The organism is Rhizobium leguminosarum bv. viciae, assembly GCF_012276115.1.
GTDB lineage: Bacteria > Pseudomonadota > Alphaproteobacteria > Rhizobiales > Rhizobiaceae > Rhizobium > Rhizobium leguminosarum_T.
The window spans coordinates 104,278-127,597 of record NZ_WIEU01000018.1; the positions used below are offsets into that span (position 1 = coordinate 104,278).

General features: G+C 61.2%; 25 protein-coding genes, 1 tRNA gene and 2 pseudogenes. 7 read left to right on the forward strand and 21 right to left on the reverse strand.

Annotated features, from left to right (window positions below):
• Window positions 1-65: 65 nt before the first annotated feature.
• From GFM02_RS26125 to GFM02_RS26135, 3 genes are read right to left on the reverse strand one after another with little or no spacing between them, the layout of a single operon-like run.
• Window positions 66-1,085, reverse strand: coding sequence for an acyltransferase family protein (locus GFM02_RS26125; protein ID WP_168323222.1), 1,020 nt, complete (start codon window positions 1,083-1,085; stop codon window positions 66-68).
• Between the two features lie 40 nt (window positions 1,086-1,125).
• Entirely contained in the window at window positions 1,126-2,418 is a 1,293-nt protein-coding gene (locus GFM02_RS26130) for a hypothetical protein (protein ID WP_168323223.1), read from the reverse strand.
• A 2-nt stretch (window positions 2,419-2,420) separates the two neighbouring features.
• Entirely contained in the window at window positions 2,421-3,470 is a 1,050-nt protein-coding gene (locus GFM02_RS26135; protein WP_168323224.1) for a glycoside hydrolase family 5 protein, read from the reverse strand.
• A 134-nt stretch (window positions 3,471-3,604) separates the two neighbouring features.
• On the opposite strand from GFM02_RS26135, the gene GFM02_RS26140 reads away from it, so the two are divergent.
• Together GFM02_RS26140 and GFM02_RS26145 are read left to right on the forward strand one after the other, a co-directional pair.
• Window positions 3,605-5,212, forward strand: a complete 1,608-nt coding sequence (locus GFM02_RS26140) for a GumC family protein (RefSeq protein ID WP_168323225.1) — start codon at window positions 3,605-3,607, stop codon at window positions 5,210-5,212.
• 160 nt (window positions 5,213-5,372) lie between these two features.
• Window positions 5,373-5,705, forward strand: coding sequence for a hypothetical protein (locus GFM02_RS26145; protein WP_168268049.1), 333 nt, complete (start codon window positions 5,373-5,375; stop codon window positions 5,703-5,705).
• A gap of 34 nt (window positions 5,706-5,739) precedes the next feature.
• Here the strand turns inward: GFM02_RS26145 and GFM02_RS26150 are convergent, their stop codons facing one another.
• The 13 genes from GFM02_RS26150 to GFM02_RS26210 all read right to left on the reverse strand — a co-directional run bounded on the left by GFM02_RS26150 (window position 5,740) and on the right by GFM02_RS26210 (window position 17,074).
• On the reverse strand, window positions 5,740-6,897 hold the full coding sequence (locus GFM02_RS26150; RefSeq protein WP_168268046.1) for a class I SAM-dependent methyltransferase: 1,158 nt from the start codon (window positions 6,895-6,897) through the stop codon (window positions 5,740-5,742).
• Complete coding sequence (locus GFM02_RS26155; RefSeq protein WP_168268044.1) at window positions 6,894-7,754, reverse strand: phytanoyl-CoA dioxygenase family protein; 861 nt, start codon at window positions 7,752-7,754, stop codon at window positions 6,894-6,896. Before GFM02_RS26155 ends, GFM02_RS26150 begins: the two co-directional genes overlap by 4 nt.
• Window positions 7,751-8,476 carry a WbqC family protein gene (locus tag GFM02_RS26160; protein WP_168268041.1) on the reverse strand — a complete coding sequence of 242 codons (726 nt, stop codon included), beginning with the start codon at window positions 8,474-8,476 and terminating at the stop codon, window positions 7,751-7,753. Before GFM02_RS26160 ends, GFM02_RS26155 begins: the two co-directional genes overlap by 4 nt.
• A gap of 1 nt (window position 8,477) precedes the next feature.
• On the reverse strand, window positions 8,478-9,032 hold the full coding sequence (locus tag GFM02_RS26165; protein ID WP_246622109.1) for a GNAT family N-acetyltransferase: 555 nt from the start codon (window positions 9,030-9,032) through the stop codon (window positions 8,478-8,480).
• A complete protein-coding gene (locus GFM02_RS26170; RefSeq protein WP_168323226.1) occupies window positions 9,017-9,769 on the reverse strand; it encodes a cephalosporin hydroxylase family protein in 753 nt (250 codons plus the stop codon). Before GFM02_RS26170 ends, GFM02_RS26165 begins: the two co-directional genes overlap by 16 nt.
• Before the next feature lie 31 nt (window positions 9,770-9,800).
• Window positions 9,801-10,949, reverse strand: a complete 1,149-nt coding sequence (locus GFM02_RS26175) for a DegT/DnrJ/EryC1/StrS family aminotransferase (RefSeq protein WP_168323227.1) — start codon at window positions 10,947-10,949, stop codon at window positions 9,801-9,803.
• 122 nt (window positions 10,950-11,071) lie between these two features.
• On the reverse strand, window positions 11,072-12,316 hold the full coding sequence (locus GFM02_RS26180; RefSeq protein WP_168268037.1) for a glycosyltransferase family 2 protein: 1,245 nt from the start codon (window positions 12,314-12,316) through the stop codon (window positions 11,072-11,074).
• A complete protein-coding gene (gene rfbC / locus GFM02_RS26185; protein ID WP_168323228.1) occupies window positions 12,313-12,855 on the reverse strand; it encodes a dTDP-4-dehydrorhamnose 3,5-epimerase in 543 nt (180 codons plus the stop codon). Before rfbC ends, GFM02_RS26180 begins: the two co-directional genes overlap by 4 nt.
• Entirely contained in the window at window positions 12,852-14,087 is a 1,236-nt protein-coding gene (locus GFM02_RS26190) for a class I SAM-dependent methyltransferase (protein WP_168268033.1), read from the reverse strand. The genes rfbC and GFM02_RS26190 overlap by 4 nt, the downstream gene beginning before the upstream one ends.
• On the reverse strand, window positions 14,084-15,148 hold the full coding sequence (gene rfbG / locus GFM02_RS26195) for a CDP-glucose 4,6-dehydratase (protein ID WP_168268313.1): 1,065 nt from the start codon (window positions 15,146-15,148) through the stop codon (window positions 14,084-14,086). The genes GFM02_RS26190 and rfbG overlap by 4 nt, the downstream gene beginning before the upstream one ends.
• Window positions 15,139-15,912 (reverse strand): glucose-1-phosphate cytidylyltransferase, encoded by a 774-nt coding sequence (gene rfbF, locus GFM02_RS26200; RefSeq protein ID WP_168268031.1) that lies wholly within the window; start codon window positions 15,910-15,912, stop codon window positions 15,139-15,141. Before rfbF ends, rfbG begins: the two co-directional genes overlap by 10 nt.
• A 545-nt stretch (window positions 15,913-16,457) precedes the next feature.
• Window positions 16,458-16,748: a poly(hydroxyalkanoate) granule-associated protein gene (locus GFM02_RS26205; RefSeq protein ID WP_168323229.1), complete on the reverse strand. Its 291-nt coding sequence runs from the start codon at window positions 16,746-16,748 to the stop codon at window positions 16,458-16,460.
• A 239-nt stretch (window positions 16,749-16,987) separates the two neighbouring features.
• A tRNA-Leu gene (locus GFM02_RS26210) sits at window positions 16,988-17,074 on the reverse strand.
• A gap of 167 nt (window positions 17,075-17,241) precedes the next feature.
• Here GFM02_RS26210 and GFM02_RS26215 point away from each other — a divergent pair.
• Window positions 17,242-17,664, forward strand: coding sequence for a BA14K family protein (locus GFM02_RS26215; RefSeq protein ID WP_168268027.1), 423 nt, complete (start codon window positions 17,242-17,244; stop codon window positions 17,662-17,664).
• Window positions 17,665-17,668: 4 nt separating this feature from the next.
• On the opposite strand, the gene GFM02_RS26220 is transcribed toward GFM02_RS26215, so the two are convergent.
• A complete protein-coding gene (locus tag GFM02_RS26220; RefSeq protein ID WP_017966569.1) occupies window positions 17,669-17,962 on the reverse strand; it encodes a SelT/SelW/SelH family protein in 294 nt (97 codons plus the stop codon).
• A gap of 89 nt (window positions 17,963-18,051) precedes the next feature.
• Here GFM02_RS26220 and GFM02_RS26225 point away from each other — a divergent pair, with 89 nt between their 5' ends.
• From GFM02_RS26225 to GFM02_RS26235, 4 genes and pseudogenes are all read left to right on the forward strand, one after another.
• A complete protein-coding gene (locus GFM02_RS26225; protein WP_205930469.1) occupies window positions 18,052-18,828 on the forward strand; it encodes a type 1 glutamine amidotransferase in 777 nt (258 codons plus the stop codon).
• A gap of 35 nt (window positions 18,829-18,863) precedes the next feature.
• Window positions 18,864-18,995, forward strand: a pseudogene (locus tag GFM02_RS35760) (maltose acetyltransferase domain-containing protein); the annotation flags it as partial.
• A gap of 243 nt (window positions 18,996-19,238) precedes the next feature.
• A pseudogene (locus tag GFM02_RS35765) lies at window positions 19,239-19,382 on the forward strand (DapH/DapD/GlmU-related protein); the annotation flags it as partial.
• 195 nt (window positions 19,383-19,577) lie between these two features.
• The gene (locus GFM02_RS26235) at window positions 19,578-20,030 is read left to right on the forward strand and encodes a GFA family protein (RefSeq protein WP_168268021.1); all 453 of its coding nucleotides are present in this window, start codon (window positions 19,578-19,580) and stop codon (window positions 20,028-20,030) included.
• A 2-nt stretch (window positions 20,031-20,032) separates the two neighbouring features.
• Here the strand turns inward: GFM02_RS26235 and GFM02_RS26240 are convergent, their stop codons facing one another.
• From GFM02_RS26240 to tenA, 4 genes are all read right to left on the reverse strand, one after another.
• Complete coding sequence (locus GFM02_RS26240) at window positions 20,033-20,332, reverse strand: CcdB family protein (protein ID WP_112905724.1); 300 nt, start codon at window positions 20,330-20,332, stop codon at window positions 20,033-20,035.
• Window positions 20,332-20,562: a type II toxin-antitoxin system CcdA family antitoxin gene (locus GFM02_RS26245; protein ID WP_131666812.1), complete on the reverse strand. Its 231-nt coding sequence runs from the start codon at window positions 20,560-20,562 to the stop codon at window positions 20,332-20,334. The genes GFM02_RS26240 and GFM02_RS26245 overlap by 1 nt, the downstream gene beginning before the upstream one ends.
• A 58-nt stretch (window positions 20,563-20,620) precedes the next feature.
• Window positions 20,621-22,453 carry a translation elongation factor 4 gene (gene lepA / locus GFM02_RS26250; protein ID WP_003544593.1) on the reverse strand — a complete coding sequence of 611 codons (1,833 nt, stop codon included), beginning with the start codon at window positions 22,451-22,453 and terminating at the stop codon, window positions 20,621-20,623.
• 76 nt (window positions 22,454-22,529) lie between these two features.
• On the reverse strand, window positions 22,530-23,228 hold the full coding sequence (gene tenA, locus GFM02_RS26255; RefSeq protein ID WP_168323232.1) for a thiaminase II: 699 nt from the start codon (window positions 23,226-23,228) through the stop codon (window positions 22,530-22,532).
• Window positions 23,229-23,320: the final 92 nt, after the last annotated feature.

Genomic DNA, 23,320 nt, shown 5'->3' on the forward strand with positions numbered 1-23,320 from the left:
AGAAGTTGCGCGAAAAACTGTACCGTCAGCGCCGCTTGGATGCGTATTCTCGCCTTCGACGCGCTTTAGGCCGGCGGCCGGCTCGCCACCGCAACCTTCCGGCGGCGCGGCGAGGTGATCTCATGGATGATCGCACCGCCGATCGACGAGAGCACCAGCGAGAGGATCACGAAGAGCACCGGCTGCTGCAGGATGCCGATTGGCAGGCGGTCGGCGGCGACCCTGAGAAAAGCCAGCGTGAAGGCGTGGGTGATATAGATGCTGTAGGAGCAGTCGCCGAGATAGTTCAGCCATCCGATCAGCGGCAGCCTGGAAAAATCGATGGAGATGGCGCCGTAGACGATGAAGATCGCCGGGATTCCCCAGGCATAGAACCGGCTGTCCGGCGGCATCAGCGCCTCGTTGATGGAGAGAAACGCAAAGCCCATGGCAAGGGCCGCCCAGGCCCAGCGGTTCGGCAGAAGTATCTTCTGCCCGTAGAGCCAGCCGAGCACGACACCGGCGAGGAATTCCAGCATGATCGGCTCGCGGTAGAACCGGGTCATAGTCGTTTCCGGCAGCAGCCGGCAGGCGATCAGGATGACGGCAAAGACGGCAAACATCGCCGGGATGCGCCGAACTTCCTGTAGCGGCAATAGCAGCGCGAAGACGAAGTAGAAAAACATTTCGTAATTCAGCGTCCAGCCCGGAACGACGACAGGCGTGATCGTGCTGGGATCGGCAGGATTGCTCCACGGCAGGAAGAACAGCGAGGCGATGAGATGCGGCAGGTCGAACACCGTCGATTTCAGCAATGACGGTGCCACAAGCGCCACCGTCGCTGAAAACAGCGTCGCCAGCCAGTAGAGCGGCACGATCCTCTTGATGCGCCGGCGGGCGAAATCGATCGGGCTCATCGCGCGTCCGCTCGTCGTCAGCCACATCACGAAGCCGCTCAAGACGAAGAAGATGTCGACGCCGGTTTCGCCATAGACGAAGGCGGTGGCGTCGACCGCGGGATTGACCTTGGCAAGCTGCAATATCGCGTGGAAATAGACGACCATCAGCGCCGCGATGGCGCGCAGATACTGAAGCTGGACAAGCATCTTGCTCCCTCGGGCGTCGGTCTCAGCCGCGCCGCTGCGGTCAACTCAATACATCTGCCGGACGACCCTGCCGGATGCGCGGGCTGTCGTGGAAACGCATATATCCGACGACGAACCAGAGGAGACCGGCGATCTTCATCGAGAAGACCGCGGTTCCCCCGATCATCATATTCAGAAAAATGAAAAGAGAAAGTGAATGGGCGCAGCGCCGCTGCGCTGCCGTGCGCCCGGCGGGAAAGAGGCAGACGAACAGCCACAGGGCGATGACGCCGAAGATCGTCGCCGCGTAGATCAGGTAGACATAGCCGCTGTCGGCGAATTCGGCGACCCGGTCGACCGAAAGCCCAAGGACGGCGAGCGGATCGAGTTCCATGATCTTCTTCATCGTCAGGTTGATGCGGCCGGTGAAGTTGTCGCCGGTCGCGTTGGGTTTCAGGACATAGACGAGGAAGCCCGCAGCGACGATCAGCGGCATCAGCGCCAGATTGAAATTCTTCGGGATCTTCGGAAAGACGAAATAGCCGACGATGCAGGCAAAGCAGAAGATCAGCATCGTGCGCGTGTCGTTCGTCACCAGGATCAGCACGGCCGTGCCGATCATCAGCAGCCGGTCCCAGCGGCCGAGCTTTTCCCACATCGAAATCAGGTAGACGGCGATCACGCCGCAGAAATTGGCAAGCGACACCTGCTCGAGGAAGATCGACGAGGAACGGTGGTCGATGATCCCGAAGGAGAAGCGCTCGGGAAAACCGAGCGCGTTCTGGAAGAGCCCCGTCGTGTTGTAGCTCAGCGGCAGCAGCCCGCGCGTATTGGCGAAATAATCGGACGGGTGGACGATGCTGACATAGAACGGCACGCTGACGATCTCGAAGATCAGGAAGATCATGACGGCAAGGCTTGCCCAGCGAAAGGCGAGCTTCATCGTTTTCTCGTTGCTCCAGCCCCCGAGCCCGGTAAAGCAGAAGATGATCAGCACGTTGCGGAAGTGATCGATGAACAGCATGCGGTTGAGCACGCTGACATAGATGGTAACAATGAGTGTGAACAGCAGGAACAGGAAGGCCGGAAGGTCGGTCTCGTAGATCCCCTTATGCAGGATATAGATGATGGCGCTCGCCATGATCAGGCCTTCGCTGGCGGCGACATGCGTTATCGAGAGCGGCACGATGTTGTGGTTGATGAAGCCGAGAATGCCGTTGTAGAGCACGGAGAGCAGGCCGAGCCAGAGCACCGTATGATCGGTACGCGATGCCTCGTGGACGGCATCGAGCCGGTTGCCGGCTACAGTGCCGGCTACAGTGAATGTTGCTGTCCTCTGATCGACGACCGCCATGCTCATTTCCCCGCAGGCTTGACGGCGGAGCAAGTGCCGGCACCGGCTTTTGCCACCTCGGCAAGAAGCCGCATCTGCGGCCGCTCGGGACCCTTGCGCGGCTGGACGTTGAACGGCTCATCCGCCGGCCACCAATCGCCGGCGGCCCAGTAGGACCAGCCGAGCCAGACGTCGCTATTATCAGACATGGTGGTGTAGATTTCGGTCAACCCGCTCATGCAGTCCTTGTCGGCGGAGGCGCCGAATTCGCCGAGAAAGCCGCGCTTGTGGTTCCGCTTCAGCCAGGCGGTTACCCCAGCGATCGCCTCGACCGCAGCAGTCGAGCCTTCGCAGGTCGGATGGGTGCCGGAGGAGTCGGCGTCGAGATACTGGTGGACCTCATAGGCGTAGAAATCGAGCGGATCGCGCACGCCGAGCATCACCGTGCCATTGGCGCCGCCGATCACATCCTTTTCCCAGCTGCCCGCGCCGCTCCATGCCGTGCCCGGCACCAGGATGAGGTTGCGCGCGCCGACGGCGCGGATACTGCGGATCGCGGCATTGGCGGCATCCAGCCAGTCCGTCGCCTTGATGTCGTGCGGTTCGTTCATCAGGCCGAAGAGAACGCCATCCTGATTGGCGAATTCGACGGCGAGCCTTGCCCAGAAATCCCCGAAGGCGGCATCCGTCGCCGGCGCCGTGCCGACCTGGGTCTTGTCGTAATAGCCGAAATTATGCGGGTCGAGCAGAACCGCCATGCCGTGTTTGCGGATCAGGCCGATCGTATCTTTGATTCGCTTGAGCTCATCCTCGTCGAGCCGCCCGCCGAGCGCCGGCTGCAATCGTTCCCAGCGGAAGGGCAGCCGGATGATCGTCATGCCTTTTTCGGCGAAATAGCCAATCGTGGCTTCGCTCGGATAGGTGTAATTGGTGCCGTAGATGCCGCCGCGCTCGCCATATTCGCCGCCGGACAGATTGACGCCCCGGTAGCAGGGGGCCTCAGTCGCAAGGGCCGGCGACGGGATCAGAGCGGCTGCAAGCAGCAGCGCTGTCAGATGTCGTGTCGTCTTCATGGGCATCCTCGCTATCGCGGCAAATCGCAACATCGGCGTCGCTGGCTTATTTTAACGGTCCGTTAGCTAAGAATTTCTAAAGTATCGGCACCTCGGCTTCAGTCTTTCACGCTGGGCAGGACACGAGTGCGCGTATGAACCAGTATGACAGGAACAGGGTAAGCCGGCTCCCTGGCTGGCGCAGTTTTGAGCCATCTCAGACTGCGCCGGAAGGCGTGCGCATGCGCAGTCCTGTCATTCGCCCGGATGATTTCGTCCGGCCATCGCCCGAACCCGCCCCGCCCCCCTTCGTGCCGCCGGCAAGCATTGCCGAAACCCGCCAATATGAGCGTCCGGCGCCTCCGCCTCCGAAACCGCCCGTCGTGGACGCGCCGCCGAATGCAGCGTTCGCACCTGCCGCACCGCTTCTCGACCTCCGCTTGAGTATCGCCGCGATCTGGAGCCGGCGGCTGATCGTGTTTGGCCTGGCGCTTCTCGGAGCCCTCGCCGGCGGAGTGGTGGCGCCGCTCATCGCCCAGAAATTCACCGCCGTCAGCAGCCTCTATTTCGATCCGCGCCAGATCGGCCTTGCCGATGCGGGCGCGCAATCGTCGGGTCCCTCGCCGGAAATGATCTCGGCGCTGATCGACAGCCAAGTGCAGATCCTGACCTCGGGCAATGTGCTGCGCCGCGTCGCCGAAGCCATGAAGCTCGACCAGGATCCCGAATTCACCGGCGGCCGGACGGACGGCGCCGCCGTGATCGGCACTCTGCAGAAGGCGCTGGTCATCACCCGTGAGGCCAGCACCTATGTCGTCTCGCTGGCTGCCACGACCAACGATCCCGAAAAATCCGCAAGGCTTGCCAATCAGGTCGTCACCTCCTTCACCGAGGAAGAAAACAGCGCCTCGAACGGCATTTACGAAAACACCTCCTCGACGCTCGATGGACGCCTCGACGACCTGCGCCAGAAGGTGCTGGAAGCCGAGCAGGCAGTCGAAACCTTCCGCGCCGACAACGACATGGCCGCGACCGAAGGCAACCTGATCTCCGATCAGCGGCTCGTCTCGCTGAACACGCTGCTGGTGACGGCGCAGGAAAAGACCATCCAGGCAAAGGCGCGCGCCGATGCCGTCGCCAATCTCCGCGTCGAGGACATCGTCGCCGGCAACCAGATGGAGGGCGGCGTCACCTCGCCGCTCGTCAGCCTGCGTCAGCAATATGCCACCCAGGCCGCCGCCGTCGGTAGCCTCGAAAGCCAGATGGGCACGCGTCATCCGCGCCTGCAGGCGGCCCGCTCGTCGCTGCAGAGCATATCAGGCGAAATCAAGGGCGAATTGCAGCGTCTCGCCACCTCGGCAAGGGGCGAATACGAGCAGGCCAAGGCCGCCGAGGACAGCATCGCCAAGGAGCTTGCAGTGCAGAAGGCGCTGCACGCGACTTCGTCCGACAAGCAGGTGGAATTGAACGAATTGCAGCGCAGGGCGACCGCGGCGCGCAATATTTACGAGACGGTGCTGAAGCGCTCCAGCCAGACGAGCGAGGAGCAGAGCCTCAACCAGAGTAACATTCGCGTCATCTCGCCGGCCGAGCCGCCGGTCAAGGCCGACGGTCCTGGAAAGACGATTCTATTGATTGCCGGCGTCATCGGCGGTTTTCTCGCCGGTTTCGTCGTCGGCGCCGGCTTCGCGATCCTCGCCGGCCTCTTCGGCCATCCGGTCATCAGAAGTTATTTCAGGAAGTCGCCCGCTGCGGCCGCTTGATGACGGTCGTCGGTTTCCCTACATCGGGGAAGCGGACTATAGAGCAATTCCAGGAAAAGTGCGAAGCGGTTTTCCGTCCGGAATTGTGTAAAACAAAAAGTTAGAGCGGTTCTGCGTTTCCGTGAAAAGCTGAACCGCTCTAGTCGGCAGGAGAGTTCCCATGCGGCTGTTGATGATGCTTTTTATATCGTTCGTTGCCGTGCCTGGCCTCGCCCCGGCCTCCGCCTTTGCCGTCGACTGGACGAAATCCGTCGATTCGGGCGTTCAACCCCTCTATCCCTATAAGGGTCTTCCCGGCGTCAAGGCGCAGCCGGACAAGAAGGAAGAGGAATCCTACAATTGCCGCACGGAAACCGTCCAGGTCCGCCGCCGTTACGACGAGATCTTCCGCTCGGGCGGCATGCCGACGCTGATGTATGTCTGCGAACGCGACGGCTTCGTTACCACAGGTGGCAAAGTTCCGCTCCGCGGCCACTATCAGCCGGTGCGGTGAGGGCCGGAAGCGGAAAGCGCCGGCTTGATCGTTTTCAGGCTTCCAGCCAGACCAGTTGCAGACCCGACTTGTGCAGGTGCGGCATGTTGCCGATCGCGGCACGCGCCTTCAGCGGATTGAGGCCGATGAACAATGCCTCCGCATCTTCGGCAATTGCAGTCGGTGCAATGACAGGATGGCCGAAATGCACTGCGTTCTGCAGATTAGGATTCTGGTCGAGGAAGGCCGTCAGCTCGACATCGTTGCCGATACGGCTGAAGATCCAGCTGCCATAAAAGCCGGCGCCATAGATCGCGACCTTGCGCCCACGGAAGGTGTCAGCCCGTTTTTCGAGATAGGCAGCTGAAGCCCGCCAGAAATCGCAGATCTCCAGCCCGCGCTCGACGGCTTGCTGGACGAGAGTGGCGTCCTGCTCTTGCTTGACCGGTGTTTCGCTGCGAACCGCAACGGCAAAAAAAGCGCCGGGGAAGGAGGTCGTGTCGATCACGGACACTTCAAAACCGCCGGCGGCAAGCGCCCGGCGCAGCGATGCCTCGCTGAAGTGGTTGATATGGTCGGCCACCGTCATGTCGCCAGGATTGGCCGAAACGTCGGGCATCGAAAGCAGCAGGGTGCCACGCGGCTTCAGCAGCTTGTGTATTCCGCGAATGAAACCAATCGGATCGGCCACATGCTCGATGACGAAATGGCTCATCGCCGCATCGAAGCGTCCGTCCCAGGCTGCTGGAACCTCGTAGGTCGCCTGCGCATTCGGCGCGATCCAGCCATTCCAGGCTGAAGCGTAATCGGTAGAAACATCGAAAACGTAGGGTTCGATATCCGGCCTTGCAGCAACGATCTTGTGTAGCGTATCGGCCTTTGCCGCGCCGTAGTCCAGAAGCGTCGCTGCCTGTGGAAGGTCGAGCAGGTTGCGTGCAATCTCGGCCTGATGGTCCGTCCGGTAAATGACGGTGCCGTCGGGTTTGACCGCAAAGATCTGGTCATGGCCCTCGCTGTTGAGCGAAATGCGGTAGCCGGTATCGTAGAAGGTCTCGATATCGGGGATCTCGTCGCATTGCGCATGGCCGCACCTGTCGCAGACGTAGACGCGTGTCGGAATGTCGAGAAGGGTCATGATTGAGGTGAGGGCGGGCGCCGGCGCTTCATAGGCCGGCGCCGCAATCTTCCCACCGCAGACGCGGCAAGCCGTCATTCAGCAGCCTCGCGCTGAACGGACAGCTCGGGAAGCACGTCGGCAAACTTGACGCCGGCAGCAAACGAGCCTTTCCAGCCGATTCTGATACCGACCGGCTCGAGGTAATTGAAATAGCGGAACTGGATGCTCCAGCGCGGCGTAGTCGAGACGTTGTGACCCGACTGGTGCAACGTCAGGAAATCCATTAGCACGAGGTCGCCAGGATTCGTCAGCGGTGCGACGTGCTTGTAGCGGGAGAGGCGTTCTTCGGCGCGGTCGAGATGCAGAGCATAGGCGCCCGTCTTGCCGGCGCCGGCATCGTCCTCGTAAACGGGGACCAGGCCTTCGGCATGCGAGCCTTCGGCGATCTGTACCGGGCCCATATCCTGCGTGACCGGTAGGAGTGGCGTCCAGAAGACCACACCGTCGACGCTACGCAGTTGGCCGGGGAATTCCTGGTGCCACTGCGCGCGGAATTTTTCTTCGCCCGGGTTGTCGATGCGGATGCCGTAGCCGCCAGCGGCAATGCCCGGAACACTGTCCGGACGCAGCACCTTGAAGGCTTCGTCGTTGGTGATGTTGGTGACGAGGCGCATGAAAGCAGGGATCTGCTTTATCGCGTCATAGACCTCGCCGCCCCACGCGCGGTTCTTGGCGATCAGCTTCGGATAGGCGACGGTCATTGCGTCATGCGTGGTTTCGGTTGGGGCGTCGACGCCATGCTTCCTGCAGATCAATTCGAGGATTTGGCGGATGCCTTCCTGGATCGGCGCGATGTCGGCGGTCGGATCGTAGAAGCCGCGCATGACGAGGTAGCCCTTGGTATCGAAATCCGCGCGCTGGCTGTTGGTGATCTTTGCGTTTGCATTTGTCATGATGTGACCGTTTCCTCCTTCAGGAAGTCTTGCCACGCTACCGTGGCCGGGATGAGACAGTTACGCGCCTCCGAGCCCGTTCGGGCGATAAGATCGAGTACAGAAACATACGGCGTGAACGTGCCGACTGGCTGGGGCCAGGGCGTGCGGCTGTAGTTCATGTATTCCACCTGCACGCCGGCGCGTTCGAAGGCCGCGTGGTCCATATAGTTTGCCGCGCCATGACCAGTGAGATAGCGGGTGCCGCCGGCCTTCAGCACGATGTCGAGCACACGCTGCGAGGAAGTGCCGTCGACGCCCATCTCGCTGGTCTTCTCGATCTTCCGGTTCGTGCCGATGCCGAGATAGCGGGCCGGTTCCTCGATGCTGGCGATCAGCAGCTCCAGCAGGGAGGAATGCCGGTACACGCTGTCGAAGATCGAGAGCGCATCGTCGATGAAAGGTGCGCCAAGCAGCGACTGGCGTAACAGTACGCGGTGGCTGGTCCTCCAGTTGTCTCCCGCCGCCGCGAGCTCGGAAATCTTCTGGAAGCTGCCCTTGCCGGCGAGTGGGATCGTCATCCAGCAGCGGTCGTTACCGCGCAGAAGCTGGATGCGGTTGGTGAAGCTGCCCTTCGAGAACTGGGTATCGTCGAGATAGATATAGCTGTCGGCGATCATGAGCTGTTCGAAGAAGCCCGGCCAGGGGAACAGCATCGGTTGGGTTATGACGACGGCAGTCATGTCACTCGTCCTCCAGTCGCCGCTCGAACAGCAACACGTCGCGAGTCATGCCATTGGCATCGGTGAAATGCGCTTCGAGAAGACCGACTTCGCGATAACCGAGCGATAGATGCAGCCCGACAGAGGCGCCGTTGTCGATGTCGATTTCGGCCATCAGCTTGCGAAGGCCGAGCCCACGGGAGGCATGGAGCGCAAGTTCGACGAGGGCCGCACGCCCGAGCCCGAGGCCGCGTGTCTCTTCTGCCAGAACAAGTCCGCCGTAGCCTGTCGCGTTTCGGCGATGGACCTGGGTGATCTGCGCATAGCCGGCAGCCTTGCCGCTGGCCTGGTCCTCGATGATAAGAAATGCCCCTCCCGTCTCGCTACGCCGCCGCTCGATCCAGGCGTCGAGTGCTGCATCATCTGTCGCGTCGGGCACCGTCAGCAGACGTGACTGCAGCGTGCTGTCGCGGCGGAGGGAAAAGAGCAGTGGCCGGTCGCCATCCACTACCGCGCGCAGTCTGACCGAGGCTTGGTGCGGAACATTGCGACGGATCTCCATCATTTGCGGACGCATTTGAGATATCCTCCCGGCGAACTGGAAAGTACCAGCTTACCGTTCAGCGCCTCATCAGTCTCGAAACGGTCGGTCTCCTTGAGATAGGCGTTGAGCGCCGCATAGGGCTCGTCGCCGGGATACCAGATTTTCGAGCGCTTGGTCGGCGTCTGAGACATGTCTCCTCGGCCGAGCAGAGTATCGGCGACGACCATATACCGGCCTTCGGTGACCAGCGGACCGTAGCAGCGTAGTTCATCGAGAACGTGGTCGCGGCTATGGTCGCTGTCGAGAACGACCATGACGGAGGCGCCGGCCGGAATTTCGGCCTTGACCTTTGCAAGCGTCTCGGCTGTCGTCGAAGGCCCTTCGATAAGTGTGATCAACGGCGAGAGCGGATGCTTCTCGATGGAATCGCGGTTGTGGGCGCGTATGTCGATGTCGACGCCGATCACCTTGCCCTTGCCGATCACCTTCAGTAGCGAAGCCATGAAGATCATCGAGCCGCCGCGGGCGACACCCGTTTCGATAATGACGTCGGGCTTGGTGTTCCAGATCACTTCCTGGGTGGCCATCACGTCGGCCGGCATCTGGATGATCGGCACGCCCATCCAGGACCAAAGATAGGCGTAGTCATACTTGTCGAGCGTTATCAGCGTGTTTAGCGCCTGCTGGAAGGCATCTTCGTCCTTGCCGAGCGCAAGCGCCATTTCGCGCTTTTGAGCTTCGAATTCGAGGCGATCGTCCTTGGTGGTCATAACTCTCGGAAACCTTCTGTATATTTTGCGCTCAGGCCGATTTATGGAGGCGAACGGCGCTATTGTCCTGATGTCTGCGTACGACTGAGATCAGCGTCTCCGCCACGCGATCAATGTCGGCCTCGCTCATGTCGTGGTAGCTCGGCAGGTTGATCGCCCGCTCCGGAATGCTCCAGGCGTTGACGTTGGCCGGCTTCTCCGCAAACATTGAAAGACCGGAAAGCGGGTGAAAGAAGACGCGCGCATCGATATTGGCGGCTTCGAAGGCCTGTTGCAGCATTTCGCGGTTGATGCCGGTGGCAGGATGGAAGACGGCGGTCGGCATCCACGCGCCGTTGATCGTGCCGGTATATTCCGGGTTCATGCTGATGCCGTTCAGGGTGGACAGGCGCACCATGTAGGCGGCCAGAATCTCCCGCTTGCGGGAGACGAGTTCCTCGATGCGCTCCAGCTGGGCGCAGCCGATCGCTGCCTGGATGTTTGACATCTTGTATTTGAATCCGATCGCGTCCGGCCAGAACTGTTTCTTCTGGCTGCGGGCACGGCCGTGGTTGCTGAGCGTCAGCACCTTTTCGTAAAGATCGGCGTCGCTGGTGACGAACATGCCGCCTTCGCCGGTTGTCAGCGTCTTGGTGCCATGGAAGGAGAAGGTGCCGAAGGTGCCGATCGATCCGGCGCGGCGGCCGCGCCAGACCGAACCGATTGCCTCGGCCGCGTCTTCGATCACGGCGATGCCGGTGCGCTTGCCGATCTCGATCAGCGCGTCCATGTCGCAGAGATTGCCGTAGATGTGCGTGGCGATGATCGCCCTGGTCCGCGGCGTGATGCTGCGCTCGACTGCGGCGGGATCGATGCACCATGTATCGGGTAAGACGTCCGCGAAGACGGGGGTCGCGCCGAGATGCCTGATAGGCGCCACGGTCGCCACCCAGTTCGTATCGGCAAGGATTACCTCGTCGCCGGGGCCGATACCGAGCGCGGCGAGCCCCATATGCATCGCGCCAGTGCAGCTCGATGTCGTGATCGCAAAGCCGCTGCCGAGATAGGCGCCGAATTCGCGCTCGAAGCGATTGATGTAGTCGTAACAGCGCGCGCCCCAGCCGTTTGCCGCAGCATCGGCGGCATAATCGGTTTCCAACGCGGTGATCGATGGTTTGGTGTAGAATATCCTGTTCGTCATGCCTTATTCTCTTGGGATGAGGGCTTGGAACTCGTAAAGCCGGGGCACATTAAAACTGACTAACGCATGAAACTGGCGCGAGGCTTAGCGTTAATCGCAGAATTCCGCTCGGCCATTCCGCCTCAAATGATCACGTGCTGGATGAGATCCTGCTCGCTAAAGATCAGGTTCGGCTTGTATCCGCGCGCGACGAATTCGCCGTGGCGTGCAGCGTCGGCGATGAAAACCGCCGTGTGCTTCGTCAGGTCGGCATCATGGTCCGCCGTTTCCTCGACGACGTCAACTTCCGCCGGCAGGCCGAGATCGCGCAGCATCTCCTCGATCGAGCGCCTGTCGGCAACGCCACTGAGCATCAGCCGACTGATGCCCTGTGTAGCGCCGACCTGATAGGCAAGTGTCTGGATCGCCACCATCAGCGGCAGCGAGTTGCGGATATGGATGACCTCGGGATGGTCGGGCATACCGCCGATCGCCAGACGTGTATAGAGTTCGTAGGCCTTGATGAAATCCTTCCGTTGCACCCAGAAACGAAACGCGACGGCCATGCGGTTGAGCGTGAAGACCTTGCAGAGCTCCTCGAAGACGATACGGGCTTCGCGGGTTGTGGCGAGATTGCCGCGCTTGGAGCCGATATAGAGGAAATATTCGAGGCCGCCGCGATATTTGTCCCAAGAGGTCATGACGTCGTCATTGCCGGCCTGTTGGCGGTTCGGCGCGATCGAAGACACGGCGACCGAGCGGTAGAACGGCTGCTGCAGGAAGGCGACGGCACCCTGATCGACGAAATGCGCGAGATAGGAGAAGGCCCAGAAGCAGAAATCGCGTGGAACCCAGGAGGAGCGAAGCGCCGAGGCGCGATAGATGCCGATCTCCGGGAAGATATGGCGCTCGCAGATGAATTGGAACACGGCTGCAAAATTGCGCTGCTCGAACTTGATGTTCCCATCGATCGTGTAAAATTGATGAAGGTCGCGGTCGGCGATCTCGTCGTAGAGATACCAGGGTGCGTGGCAGGCGGCGACATCAGGATTGGCGTCAAGGTAGGCCATAGCCGCCTCGACGCCGCTCGGGACGAGGAAATCGTCATCGGCAAGATAGATCGAATACTCGCCGACTGCGTGATGGAAGGCGCAAGCGAGGTTCGGGCCTGAGCCGCCATTGATGGCGCGGCGGTGATAGTGGATCGGCAGCCCTTTGGCGATGAACTCCTCGACGAGTTGGGTCGTGTTATCCGTCGAAGCGTTGTCGGAAATGACGATTTCGTAGGGGAAGCTGAAATTGTATTTTTCGCAATGCGCGAGTGCGTTTCTGAGATAGGCTTCGCGGTTATAGGTCGGGATGCAGATGCTGAGTTTGATGCCACTCAAAGGCGTGTCTCCTGGCTGAAGCTCTCAAGCGCGGCGTCGCGCTCGCTGATGACGCTCGGCGTGAACGGCCAGGCGATGGAAAAGGCGGGATCGTCCCAGCGGACGCCACGGGCAAGTTCTGGGACGTAAGCTTCCGACATCTGGTAGAAGAGCTCGCAGTTGTCCTCGAGCGTCAGGAAGCCGTGTGCGCATCCGGCAGGTATATAGAAGGCGTTGTGACTGATCGCATCGAGCTCGACGGAGGCCCATTTGAGGTAGCTCGGCGAATCCGGCCTCAGATCGACAGCCACATCGAATACCGTGCCGCGCGTGGCGCGTACCAGCTTGATCTCCGGCCGCGGTTGGGCTTGGTAGTGCATGCCGCGCAGCGTCCCGCGCCTGTGGTTCTGCGAGACGTTGCACTGCGGGTAGACCGGCACGAGACCTTGCGCCGCAAAGGTCTGCGCGTCGAAGGTTCGTGCGAACATTCCCCGGTCGTCGGAGCGCGCGTCGACTTCCACGACAAAGGCGCCCGAAACCGCGGTCGGAAGAAACTTCATCCAAGCACCGTCAGTTCCGGCACGGCAACGGCGAAGCGTCCGCCCCAGGCGCCGATCCTGCTGTTGGCCGCAACGACCTCGTTCTTGATGTTCCAGGGCAGGATGAGCACGTAGTCCGGCTGCGTCTCGTCCATCTTCTCCGGTGCGTAGATCGGCAGTTTGCTCCCCGGCAGGAAATGCCCCTGCTTGTGCGGATTGCGGTCGACGACGTATTCGATGAGATCGGTGCCGACGCCGCAGAAATTCAGCAGCGTGTTGCCCTTGGCGGCAGCGCCATAGGCGGCGACCTTCTTGCCGCTCCGTTTGGCTTGTTCGAGGAAGGCGAGCAGGCCATCCTTGATCGGCGCCACGCGGCTCTGAAACGCCTCGTAGGTCTCGACCTTGTCGAAGCCGGCGGCTGCCTCCTCAGTGCGCACCTCGGCAAGACCGTGGCCGATTGCGTGAGCCATGGACGTTGCATGGCAGGCCAGCACGCGGAGACTCCCGCCATGGGTCGGCAGTTCTTCCACGTCGAACACCTTGAGGCCGTGCGCCGCGAACACTTTTTCGACGGCGAGCAGCGACAGATAGTAGAAATGCTCGTGGTAAACAGTGTCGAACTGGATGTTTTCCATCAGCCGCAGCAAATGCGGGAATTCGACGCTGACGACACCGTCAGGCTTCAGCACGGCCGAAAGCCCGCCGACGAAGTCGTTGATGTCAGGCACGTGCGCCAGCACATTGTTGCCGATGACAATGTCGGCGGCAAACCCGCGGGAGACGAGATCGGCAGCTGCTTCCTTGCCGAAAAAACGCGCTTCCGTTGGAACGCCGATCTGCCGTGCCACTTCCGCGACGTTCTCGGCCGGCTCGATGCCGAGCACCGGCACGCCGGCTTCGACGAAATGCTTCAGCAGATAACCGTCATTGCTCGCCACTTCGATGACCTGTGATGTGGCGTCGAGGCCGAAGCGCTCGCGCGCCATGATCGTAAACTGGCGGGCATGCTCCACCCAGCCGTCGCTGTAGGAGGAGAAATAGGCATAGTGGCTGAAGATATCCTCCGGCGGGACAAAGGCATCGGCCTGTACCAGCCAGCATTCCGAGCAGACGAAGGCGCGCAGCGGATAGGAGGGCTCGGGCAGTTTGAGCTGCTCCTCCGTCAGATAGGCATTGGCGAGCGGCGTCGAGCCCAGATCGACGAAACGATGCTTCAGCGGAGTGTTGCAGAACCGGCAATTATGCGCTGTCATGATGCTGTTTCCTCATAAGCCGCGATCTGGCCGAGCGAGAAGGCGCGCATGTCGGCTCCCTCGCGATTGGCCTTGTACCATGCGGCTGTCCAGTCGATTGTTTGCTGCAGGGTGAGGCGCGGACGCCAGCCGATGGCGGAGAGCGCCAGTGCCGAACTCAAGGTAAGGGCAGGCGCTTCCGGCAGATGTTTTCCCGGCGCCGGCTTCCAGACGTTTTTCACGCCATGGGCGAGGCCGAGCGCTTCCGCAAGTTCGCAGACCGTTGCGAAACTCTGCGGATCGGGACCGAAATTGAGCGCTTCGGGCAGTTCCTTTTCGCCGGCAAGTGTCAGGGCCTTGGCGAAGGCGAGATAGCCGCCGAGCGGCTCCAGCACATGCTGCCAGGGGCGGATCGCTTCGGGATAGCGCAGCAGGATCGGCTGGCCGCCTTCGAAGGCGCGGATGAAATCCGGGATCAGCCGGTCTTTCGACCAGTCGCCGCCGCCGATGACATTGCCGGCGCGCACCGTGGCGAGCCTGAGATCGCGCCCTTTGAAAAAACTGTCGCGGTAGCTTTGGCAGACGAGTTCGGTGCAGGCCTTGGAGTTGCTGTATGGATCCTTGCCGCCGAGCGTATCGGTCTCGACGAAGGGAATGCCGCTACCATTGTTGGCGTAGACCTTGTCCGAGGTGATGACCAGCACCGTCTTGACGGAAGGCGTCTGCCTGACTGCATCGAGGACATTTGCCGTTCCAAGGACGTTGGTCGAGAAGGTCTCGGCCGGGTTTTCGTAGGAGCGCCGCACCAGCGCCTGTGCCGCCATATGGATGACGATCTCCGGCTTGAAACGCTTGGAGAGAGCAAGAAGCGCCTCGGCATCGCGGATATCGACGATGTGATGGCCGCGATCGTTCCAGGGAGCAAGCTTCTGGTATAGCGACGGTTCAGTCTCGGGCGCCAGCGACACCGCGGTGACCTCTGCGCCGAGCCGCTCCAGCCACAGGGAAAGCCAGGAACCCTTGAAGCCCGTGTGCCCGGTGAGGAAAATCCGTCGCCCTTTCCAGAAGTCTGTCAGGCCCATAGCTTCCACGGCGCCTTTCCGGAATTCCAGAGTTCTTCCAGATGGGTGCGCTCGCGCAACGTATCCATCGGTTGCCAGAAGCCGTCATGCTTGAAGGCAGCAAGCTGGTTGTTGGCGGCAAGCCACTCCAGCGGCCCGGCTTCCCAGATCGTATCGTCGCCGGGGACGAGATCGACCACCGAAGGGTCGAGCACGAAGAAGCCGCCGTTGATGCGCTGGCCGTCGCCTCTCGGTTTCTCGACGAAGGAGGTAATGAACTGGCCTTCGATATTCGTGGCGCCGTAACGTCCGGGCGGAGTTACCGCGCACATCGTCGCCTTGAGGCCATGATCGCGATGGAAGGCGACTTCGGCGGTAATGTCGATGTCGCCGACGCCGTCGCCATAGGTCATGCAGAAGGGTTCGCCTGGTGTCAGATGATCGCGAACGCGTCCGAGGCGGCCGCCAGTCATCGAATACATCCCGGTATCGACCACGGTCACGCGCCAGTTCGGTCGTTTGCCGCCGTGATAATTGATGCTGTTGGAGGCGAGGTCGACGGTGATGTCGTTGTGGTGCAGAACAAGGTTTACGAAATATTCCTTGATCATATAGCCCTTGTAGCCGGCGCAGATGATAAAATCATTGAGCCCGTGATGAGCATAGATGCTCATGATGTGCCAGAGGATCGGCATGCCGCCGATTTCGACCAGAGGCTTGGGTCGGATACTGGTTTCCTCGGCAAGACGAGAGCCGAGGCCACCGGCGAGAATTACGACTTTCATCCCAAGCGAACTCCAGAGTGTCTAGTCAGGTTTCCCGACCACCCTCAGAGCCACCCCGGGCTCTTTACAGGCGGAACGGCCGTATGTTCATCCTTGCCCCGGTATCCGATTTCGTTCTTGTGCGAGGCTTGCGGTGGTATCGGAACGGGCAGCCGCGCGTTTCGCAGGCCGTGCGTTGAGCAATGGAACAGGCTCGCCGTTCGGGACATCCCGTTTGGCCGAGGGCACGTCCCTCCAGTTCTACGAGGAGCGCCAAGCGGGCGCAATTGATCCGACCAGACGCGGTCGATCCTGATAGGAAAACGTCGGATACTGCCGGCCGATTACCCCGGCCCGGCGCTTCGGCCCGAAGAAAAAAATCCCACTTCGGAATCCCGAAATTCCCCCGCTTCGGGATCCCGAAATTCGCCGCCTTTCGCGGGCTGTCGCCGCCGAGAAACATCCAATGATTTCAGGCCCCCAACCAATTTCGGGATTCCGAAGTGCTATATAGATTATGGTGGGAGTTCTCTACGCGCCGCCATACCTTGGCCGGATCGTTGCGTCTAAGCCTCTAGACTGAGCTGGAGTGAAGCATCGTCTGCCTCGGCGACCTTAGGCTTACGTTTTGTTGCCGCACGGCGTGGTCGCTTGGTGGTCTTCGGCAGAGTGTCGGAGCCGAGCTCATCTGACTCGCCGCTGGGCAGCAGCGGGTAGGCAGCAGGCACCGCGCCGGCAGAAGCTACCTCATTGACCGGTTTGGTGCGCGGCGTTTCAACGGCCGTTTCGGCGGCTGACACCTCGCGCGCCTTTGGTGGCTGGGGGTTGCCGGCTGCGGACGTGGCGTATCGGATCATCGCAAGACTCCATTATGTTCGCTATATGTTCACATTTTGGAGTGAGGGAGTCAATGGAGGCCAGCAATCTCCAGCGGTGGAAATAAGCGTCCAGAAATGAGGATTTCGGATAGTTCTTGGGAGCTATCGAGTGAACAAGCACTCAAGTGCATCGTGGCTGGCCTTTGCTACAAGGCACCAATGCACAACTTTGTTGGAAAGGCTTAACTCCTTGATCTTGGTAGTGATCAAGAATGGAATGGTGCCCAGAAGAGGACTCGAACCTCCACACCCTTTCGGGTACCAGCACCTGAAGCTGGCGCGTCTACCAATTCCGCCATCTGGGCGACGGAGAGCGATGTAAGGGGGTGGCTCCTGACTGTCAACTGGGTTTTTGAAGTTTTTCTGACAGTTGGCGAGAAAGCTGCCGATCACATGGGCGGGAGTGGCCCAAGGCGGCATAGCGTTTCGGCGGTCAGGCCCTATATAAAGGAAATATCGAAAGGAATGCCTCATGCCCGTTGCTCGCACGCTTCTGCTCGCCGGCCTTCTCACCATTCTCGCGCCCGCAATCGCCGGGGCCGATTCGCTGAAGCTGGGCAAGCCGGGGGTCGGGCCCCTGAACACGGGCTCGACGCTCTGCGATTTTCGCGGCTGCTTCGGTTTCGGGCCGCAGCAATGGCATCGTCCCGCCTATGTCCAGCCGAACTACAGGCCGCGCGGCGCGACCGGGCCGACCTATTACCAGCCGGGTGCTGCCGGCCGACCGCAGCTGACCTATGATCCGCCGCCGGTGCGCCGGGTGCAGCCGAAGGCGCGTGACATGAACAGCCATGCCGCCTGGTGCAGCAACGAATACCGCTCCTACAATCCGAGGACGGATCGTTTCCTCACCTATGAAGGCATCTACAAGACCTGCCGCTCGCCCTACCGCTGAGCTGTCAGCTTTCGAGCGAGGCGCGGTCGACATGGCCGAGATCGCGACCGGGCTCGACGATGTCGCGGACCCGCTGCTTCAGTTCCCTCGGCCCGGGAAAGCCGCCGTCGCGTTTGCGCTCCCAGATCAGATCGCCATTGACGCGGATCTCGAAATTGCCGCCGGTGGCGGGGATCAGCGCCACTTCGCCAAGACTGTCGGAAAAGGTGTGCAGCAGCTCCTGCGCCATCCAGCTGGCGCGCAGCAGCCAGTTGCACTGGGTGCAGTAGAGGATCGTGACGCGGGCTTTTTCGGTCATGGCGATATCCTTTCGTTTGCTGAGATTTAAGCCCTGTCGCGCGCTAGCGCAATCGCTTCGCAGAAGCGTCTTGCGCGCCGCCTTCCGCCATGGTCTCTTCCCGTGGTCGGCCATATCAGGAAGAGCCTATGCGCGTCGCAGTCATCGAAAACATGCGGAATACCGGCCTCGGCGCGCTTGCCGCGGCCCTCGACGAGGCCGGCGCGGAGATTGAGTGGTTCCGGGTGTGGCAGGATGGCGTCCTGCCGAAAGATATATCCGGCCATGACGCGCTGGTCGTTCTCGGCGGTGAGCAGAGCGCCCTGGATGACGAAACCCATCCCTACCTGCCGGAGCTCGCCCGGCTCACGCGCCGTTTCGGCGATGCCGGCAAAGCGGTGCTCGGCATTTGCCTCGGCAGCCAGATCCTCGCCCGCGCCTATGGCGCCGACAATCACTTAGGAATCGCCCGTGAATTCGGCTGGCACGGGATCGGCGTCACCGCCGAGGGCCGGTCCGATCCGCTGTTGTCGGCGCTTGGCGGCGAGTTCACCATCTTCGAATGGCACGCCGATACGTTTTCGCTGCCCGAGGGCGCGGTGCGTCTCGCCTCGAGCCCCGTCGCCGAGAACCAGGCCTTCCGCATCGGCCGCGCCGTCTATGGCACCCAGTTCCACTTCGAGGCCGATGCCGCGGACGTCGCGCAATGGAAAGCCGAATTCCCCGATACGATCGCGCGCATTGCGCCGGGCTGGCTGGAGAACCATGCCGAACTGGCGGTAAGGCATGCCGGAGCCGCCGATGCCGCGGGCCTTGCCATTGCGCGCGCCTGGGTCGGCCTGATCGAGTGGCAAGAGGTCGAAATGCTGTCGCAGGTCTCGGCGTGAGGGGTGATGCGATGCCGGCCAGCGAACGCGAAAAGATGGCGGCAGGCGAATGGTATTGCTGCCTCGATGACGAGCTCGATCTCCTGCGCCGGCAGGCGCGTGCCGCTGTCCACGCCCACAATACGCTGCCGCCGGACGAACGCGGCGCCGTCGCACCGGCCCTGAAGGCACTCTTTGCGCAGGCAGCACCTGATGTCTTCATCGAAGCGCCGTTTCACTGCTCCTACGGTATCAATATCACTCTCGGTGAGCGCGTCTATTTCAATGCCGGCTGCACCATCCTCGATTCCGGCCGGGTAAGCATCGGCGACCGCAGCATGTTCGGCCCCGGCGTGCAGATCTATTGCGCCGAGCATCATAAGGATCCGGCACTGCGCAGCACAGGTATCGAGATCGCGCGGCCGGTCACCATCGGCAGCGATGTCTGGATCGGCGGCAGCGCCATCATCCTCGGCGGCGTCACCATCGGCGACGGTGCGATTGTCGGCGCCGGTGCGGTGGTGACCAGGGATGTGCCGGCCGGCGCAACCGTGGTCGGCAATCCGGCCCGCATCCGCTAGAGCAATTCCAGCAAAAGTGCGTAGCGGTTTGCGTCCGGAATTGCGTGAAAACAAAGAGATAGAGCATTTCCGTGATTCGGAGAAAACGGAAACGCTCTAGCGCCGGCAAGCCGCCCATTCCGCGATGGCCTCACCACCTCGACAGCGACGAAAGCTCCGCTAGATCAAAAGGCAAAACGGGAGGACATCATGAGCGTGCGAACCTTACCCATGGAAGGCAGCTGCCGTTGCGGCCGGGTGCGATTGAAGATCAGCGCCCCGCCGCTGCTCACCATGGCCTGCCATTGCACGGGCTGCCAGAAGATGACATCAAGCGCCTATTCGCTGAGTGCGGCCATCCCGAGCGAAGGCTTCGAAGTGACGCAAGGCGAGCCGGTCATCGGCGGTCTGCATGGCGTCACGAAGCATTATTTCTGCCCGCATTGCATGAGTTGGATGTTCACCCGCCCGGAAGGCATGGACTGGTTCGTCAATCTGCGCGTGACGATGCTCGACGACCCCAGCTGGTTTACGCCCTTCATCGAGACGTGGACAAGCGAGAAGCTGTCATTCGCCGAGACTGGCGCGGTGTACAGCTATGAGGCGCTGCCTGAGATGGACGCGTATGAGGGGCTGGTGAAGGAGTATATGGCGCGGAGTTGATCTCAGAAGCCCTGGAAGAGAAAGTCGACGGCAGCGATAATGCGATCGCTGTCGGCGGTCAGATCCGCCACCACGCCTCCAATCTCCTTTACGGAAATTGCGCCGGTGAATTGGGTAGCCATCACATAGGGCAGGTCATTGATCACGAATTGTGGGTTGAGCTGACGCATGATTTTGGGAAGTGCTTCTAATGGAAGCATCGGCGCCATGGTCCGCGTTGTCAGCTCACCAAGCAAGTCGGACTGCAGATCAAGGGCGAGCGCGTCGGTATGCATGAGATTGTAAACATGAAACCGAGCCATCAGAACTGTCGATATTTCTGAAACGGCAGACCGTGCTTTTCGACATAGGCATTGGAAGCGGCAATAGCCTCAGCGTTCTCGATGCGCCAAAGCCGCTCTCGCTCCACCTTTATGGCCTTTGCGATGCCGTCCTCCGCCGCCCGGGATATATTGATCTGGAGCTCGCGCGCCTGAGAGACGAGACCTTCGTCAAGAGACAGGTTCGCTGCTTTTCTCGTCTGCTGAGCCATAACGATCTCCTCAATCTTATGCGCAGATGATATGCGCATAAGATGACGTTGAGAAGCGTTATTCGTCGCCCATCTTCAACGCTGCGATAAACGCTTCCTGGGGGATCTCCACCTTGCCGAACTGGCGCATGCGCTTCTTGCCGGCCTTCTGCTTGTCGAGCAGCTTGCGCTTGCGGGTGGCGTCGCCGCCGTAGCATTTCGCGGTCACGTCCTTGCGTAGCGCCGAGATCGTCTCGCGGGCAATGACGTTACCGCCGATCGCCGCCTGGATCGGGATCTTGAACATGTGCTTCGGGATCAGCTCCTTGAGCTTCTCGCACATGTCGCGGCCACGCTTTTCGGCGGCCGTCCGGTGCACCATCATCGACAGCGCGTCGACCGGTTCGCCGTTGACGAGGATCGACATCTTCACGAGGTTGCCCTCGCGGTGGTCGGTCAGCGTATAGTCGAAGGAGGCATAACCCTTCGAGATCGACTTCAGCCGGTCGTAGAAATCGAACACGACTTCGTTGAGCGGCAAGTCGTAGGTCAGCATCGCGCGCGTGCCGACATAGGTAAGCTCGATCTGGATGCCGCGCCGGTCCTGGCAGAGCTTCAGGATGCCGCCGAGATAATCGTCGGGCGTCAGGATCGTCGCGCGGATCCACGGCTCGTGGATTTCGGAGATCTTGACGACATCGGGCATGTCGGCCGGATTGTGCAGTTCGCGCTCTGTGCCGTCGGTCATGTACATCTTGTAGACGACCGAGGGTGCGGTGGCGATGAGGTCGAGGTCGAACTCGCGCTCCAGCCGTTCCTGGATGATTTCGAGATGCAGCAGGCCGAGGAAGCCGCAGCGGAAGCCGAAGCCGAGGGCCGCCGACGATTCCATTTCGAAGGAAAAGGAGGCGTCGTTGAGGCGAAGCTTGCCCATGGCGGCGCGCAGATCCTCGAAATCCGCGGCATCGACCGGGAAGAGGCCGCAGAACACCACCGGCTGCGCCGGCTTGAAGCCCGGCAGCGCCTGGGCTGTCGGCCGCTTGTCTTCGGTGATCGTGTCGCCGACGCGGGTATCGGCCACTTCCTTGATCGAGGCGGTGATGAAGCCGATCTCGCCGGGGCCGAGGCGGTCGATATTGACCATCTTCGGCGTCAGCACGCCGACGCGCTCCACCTGGTATTTCGCATCGGTGCCCATCATCCGCACCGTCTGGCCCTTGGTCAGCACGCCGTCGATGACACGGACGAGAACCATGACGCCGAGATAGGCGTCGTACCAGCTGTCGACGAGCAGCGCCTTCAGCGGCGCCTTTTCGCCGCCGGGGCTCTTCGGCGCCGGCAGCTTGTGGACGATCGCTTCCAGCACGTCGGGAATGCCGAGGCCGGTCTTTGCCGAAATCAGCACGGCCTCCGAAGCGTCGATGCCGATCACTTCCTCGATCTGTTCCTTGATGCGGTCGGGTTCGGCGGCCGGCAGGTCGATTTTGTTGAGGACGGTGACGATCTCGTGATTGTTGTCGATCGCCTGATAGACGTTGGCGAGCGTCTGCGCTTCGACGCCCTGGCTGGCGTCGACGACGAGCAGCGAACCCTCGCAGGCCGATAGCGACCGTGAGACTTCATAGGCGAAGTCGACGTGGCCGGGCGTGTCGATCAGGTTGAGAATGTATTTCTCGCCGTTGTTCGCCTGGTAATGCAGGCGCACGGTCTGGGCCTTGATGGTGATGCCGCGCTCGCGCTCGATATCCATATTGTCGAGCACCTGCTCGGACATTTCGCGCTCGGCAAGGCCGCCCGTCGTCTGGATCAGGCGGTCGGCCAGTGTCGATTTGCCGTGGTCGATATGGGCCACGATCGAAAAGTTGCGGATATGGGACAGCGGAGTGGTGGAATTGGTGCTCATGCGCGCCATATAGCAGCGCCGCCCCCTGCCGCAAAGCGGTAATTATCCCGCTGTTTACGCTATTTCGTCCTGTGTCGGACGCGTATCAGACCGGCCACGTCTCCTGCCGCCAGGCCGAATCCCAGAACATCCATTCATATTGCGAGGCGCGTACGAAGACATGGGTCATTTGCGCGCGCTCAATCGGCGATGCGGCGCGGGCGGCGATGTCGGTCAACGCGATCACTTCGCGGGCACCGGCAGCAAATTGTGGATCGCCATAGGTGTTGATCCAGGCCTGGAAGGCATTGCCTTCGATAACAGACCGGTTCTTGATCGCTTCGCCGACATGCCAGTAGATCCAGAAGCAGGGAAGGATCGAGGACAGCGCCACCGCGTAGGAGCTGTGATAGGCGGTGGCAAGCAGGAAGTTCGTATAGGCAAAGCCGGCAGGCGAGGGCTCAGCTGATGTGACATCGGCGGAGGTGATGCCGAACTGGGTGAGGAAGCCGGCATGCAGCCCCTGCTCGACGGTGATTGCCTTCTGCGCCGAACCGAGGAAGCGCAGGACCTGCGCATTGTCGGGCGCCTTGGCCGCGACGATCGCAAGGCATCGCGCATAATGCTTCAGATAGAGCGCATCCTGCAGGATGTAATGCCGGAAGACCTCCGGCGGCAGCGTGCCGTCCGAAAGCCGCTGCAGCAGCGGCAACGCCTCGATTTCAGCCATGATCGGCGCGATCCTGTCCCAGGCGGCAGCCGTGAAGCTTCCCGTCAGTTCCGTGCTCTGTGTGCTGGCGTCCATCACTCTCTCCTCGGATTACGCCGCCATATATGGACGGCGCAGCGGCGAAAGCAAGGCGCGTTTGGCCGCTTTTCGTAGGCCCTTGATTCCAT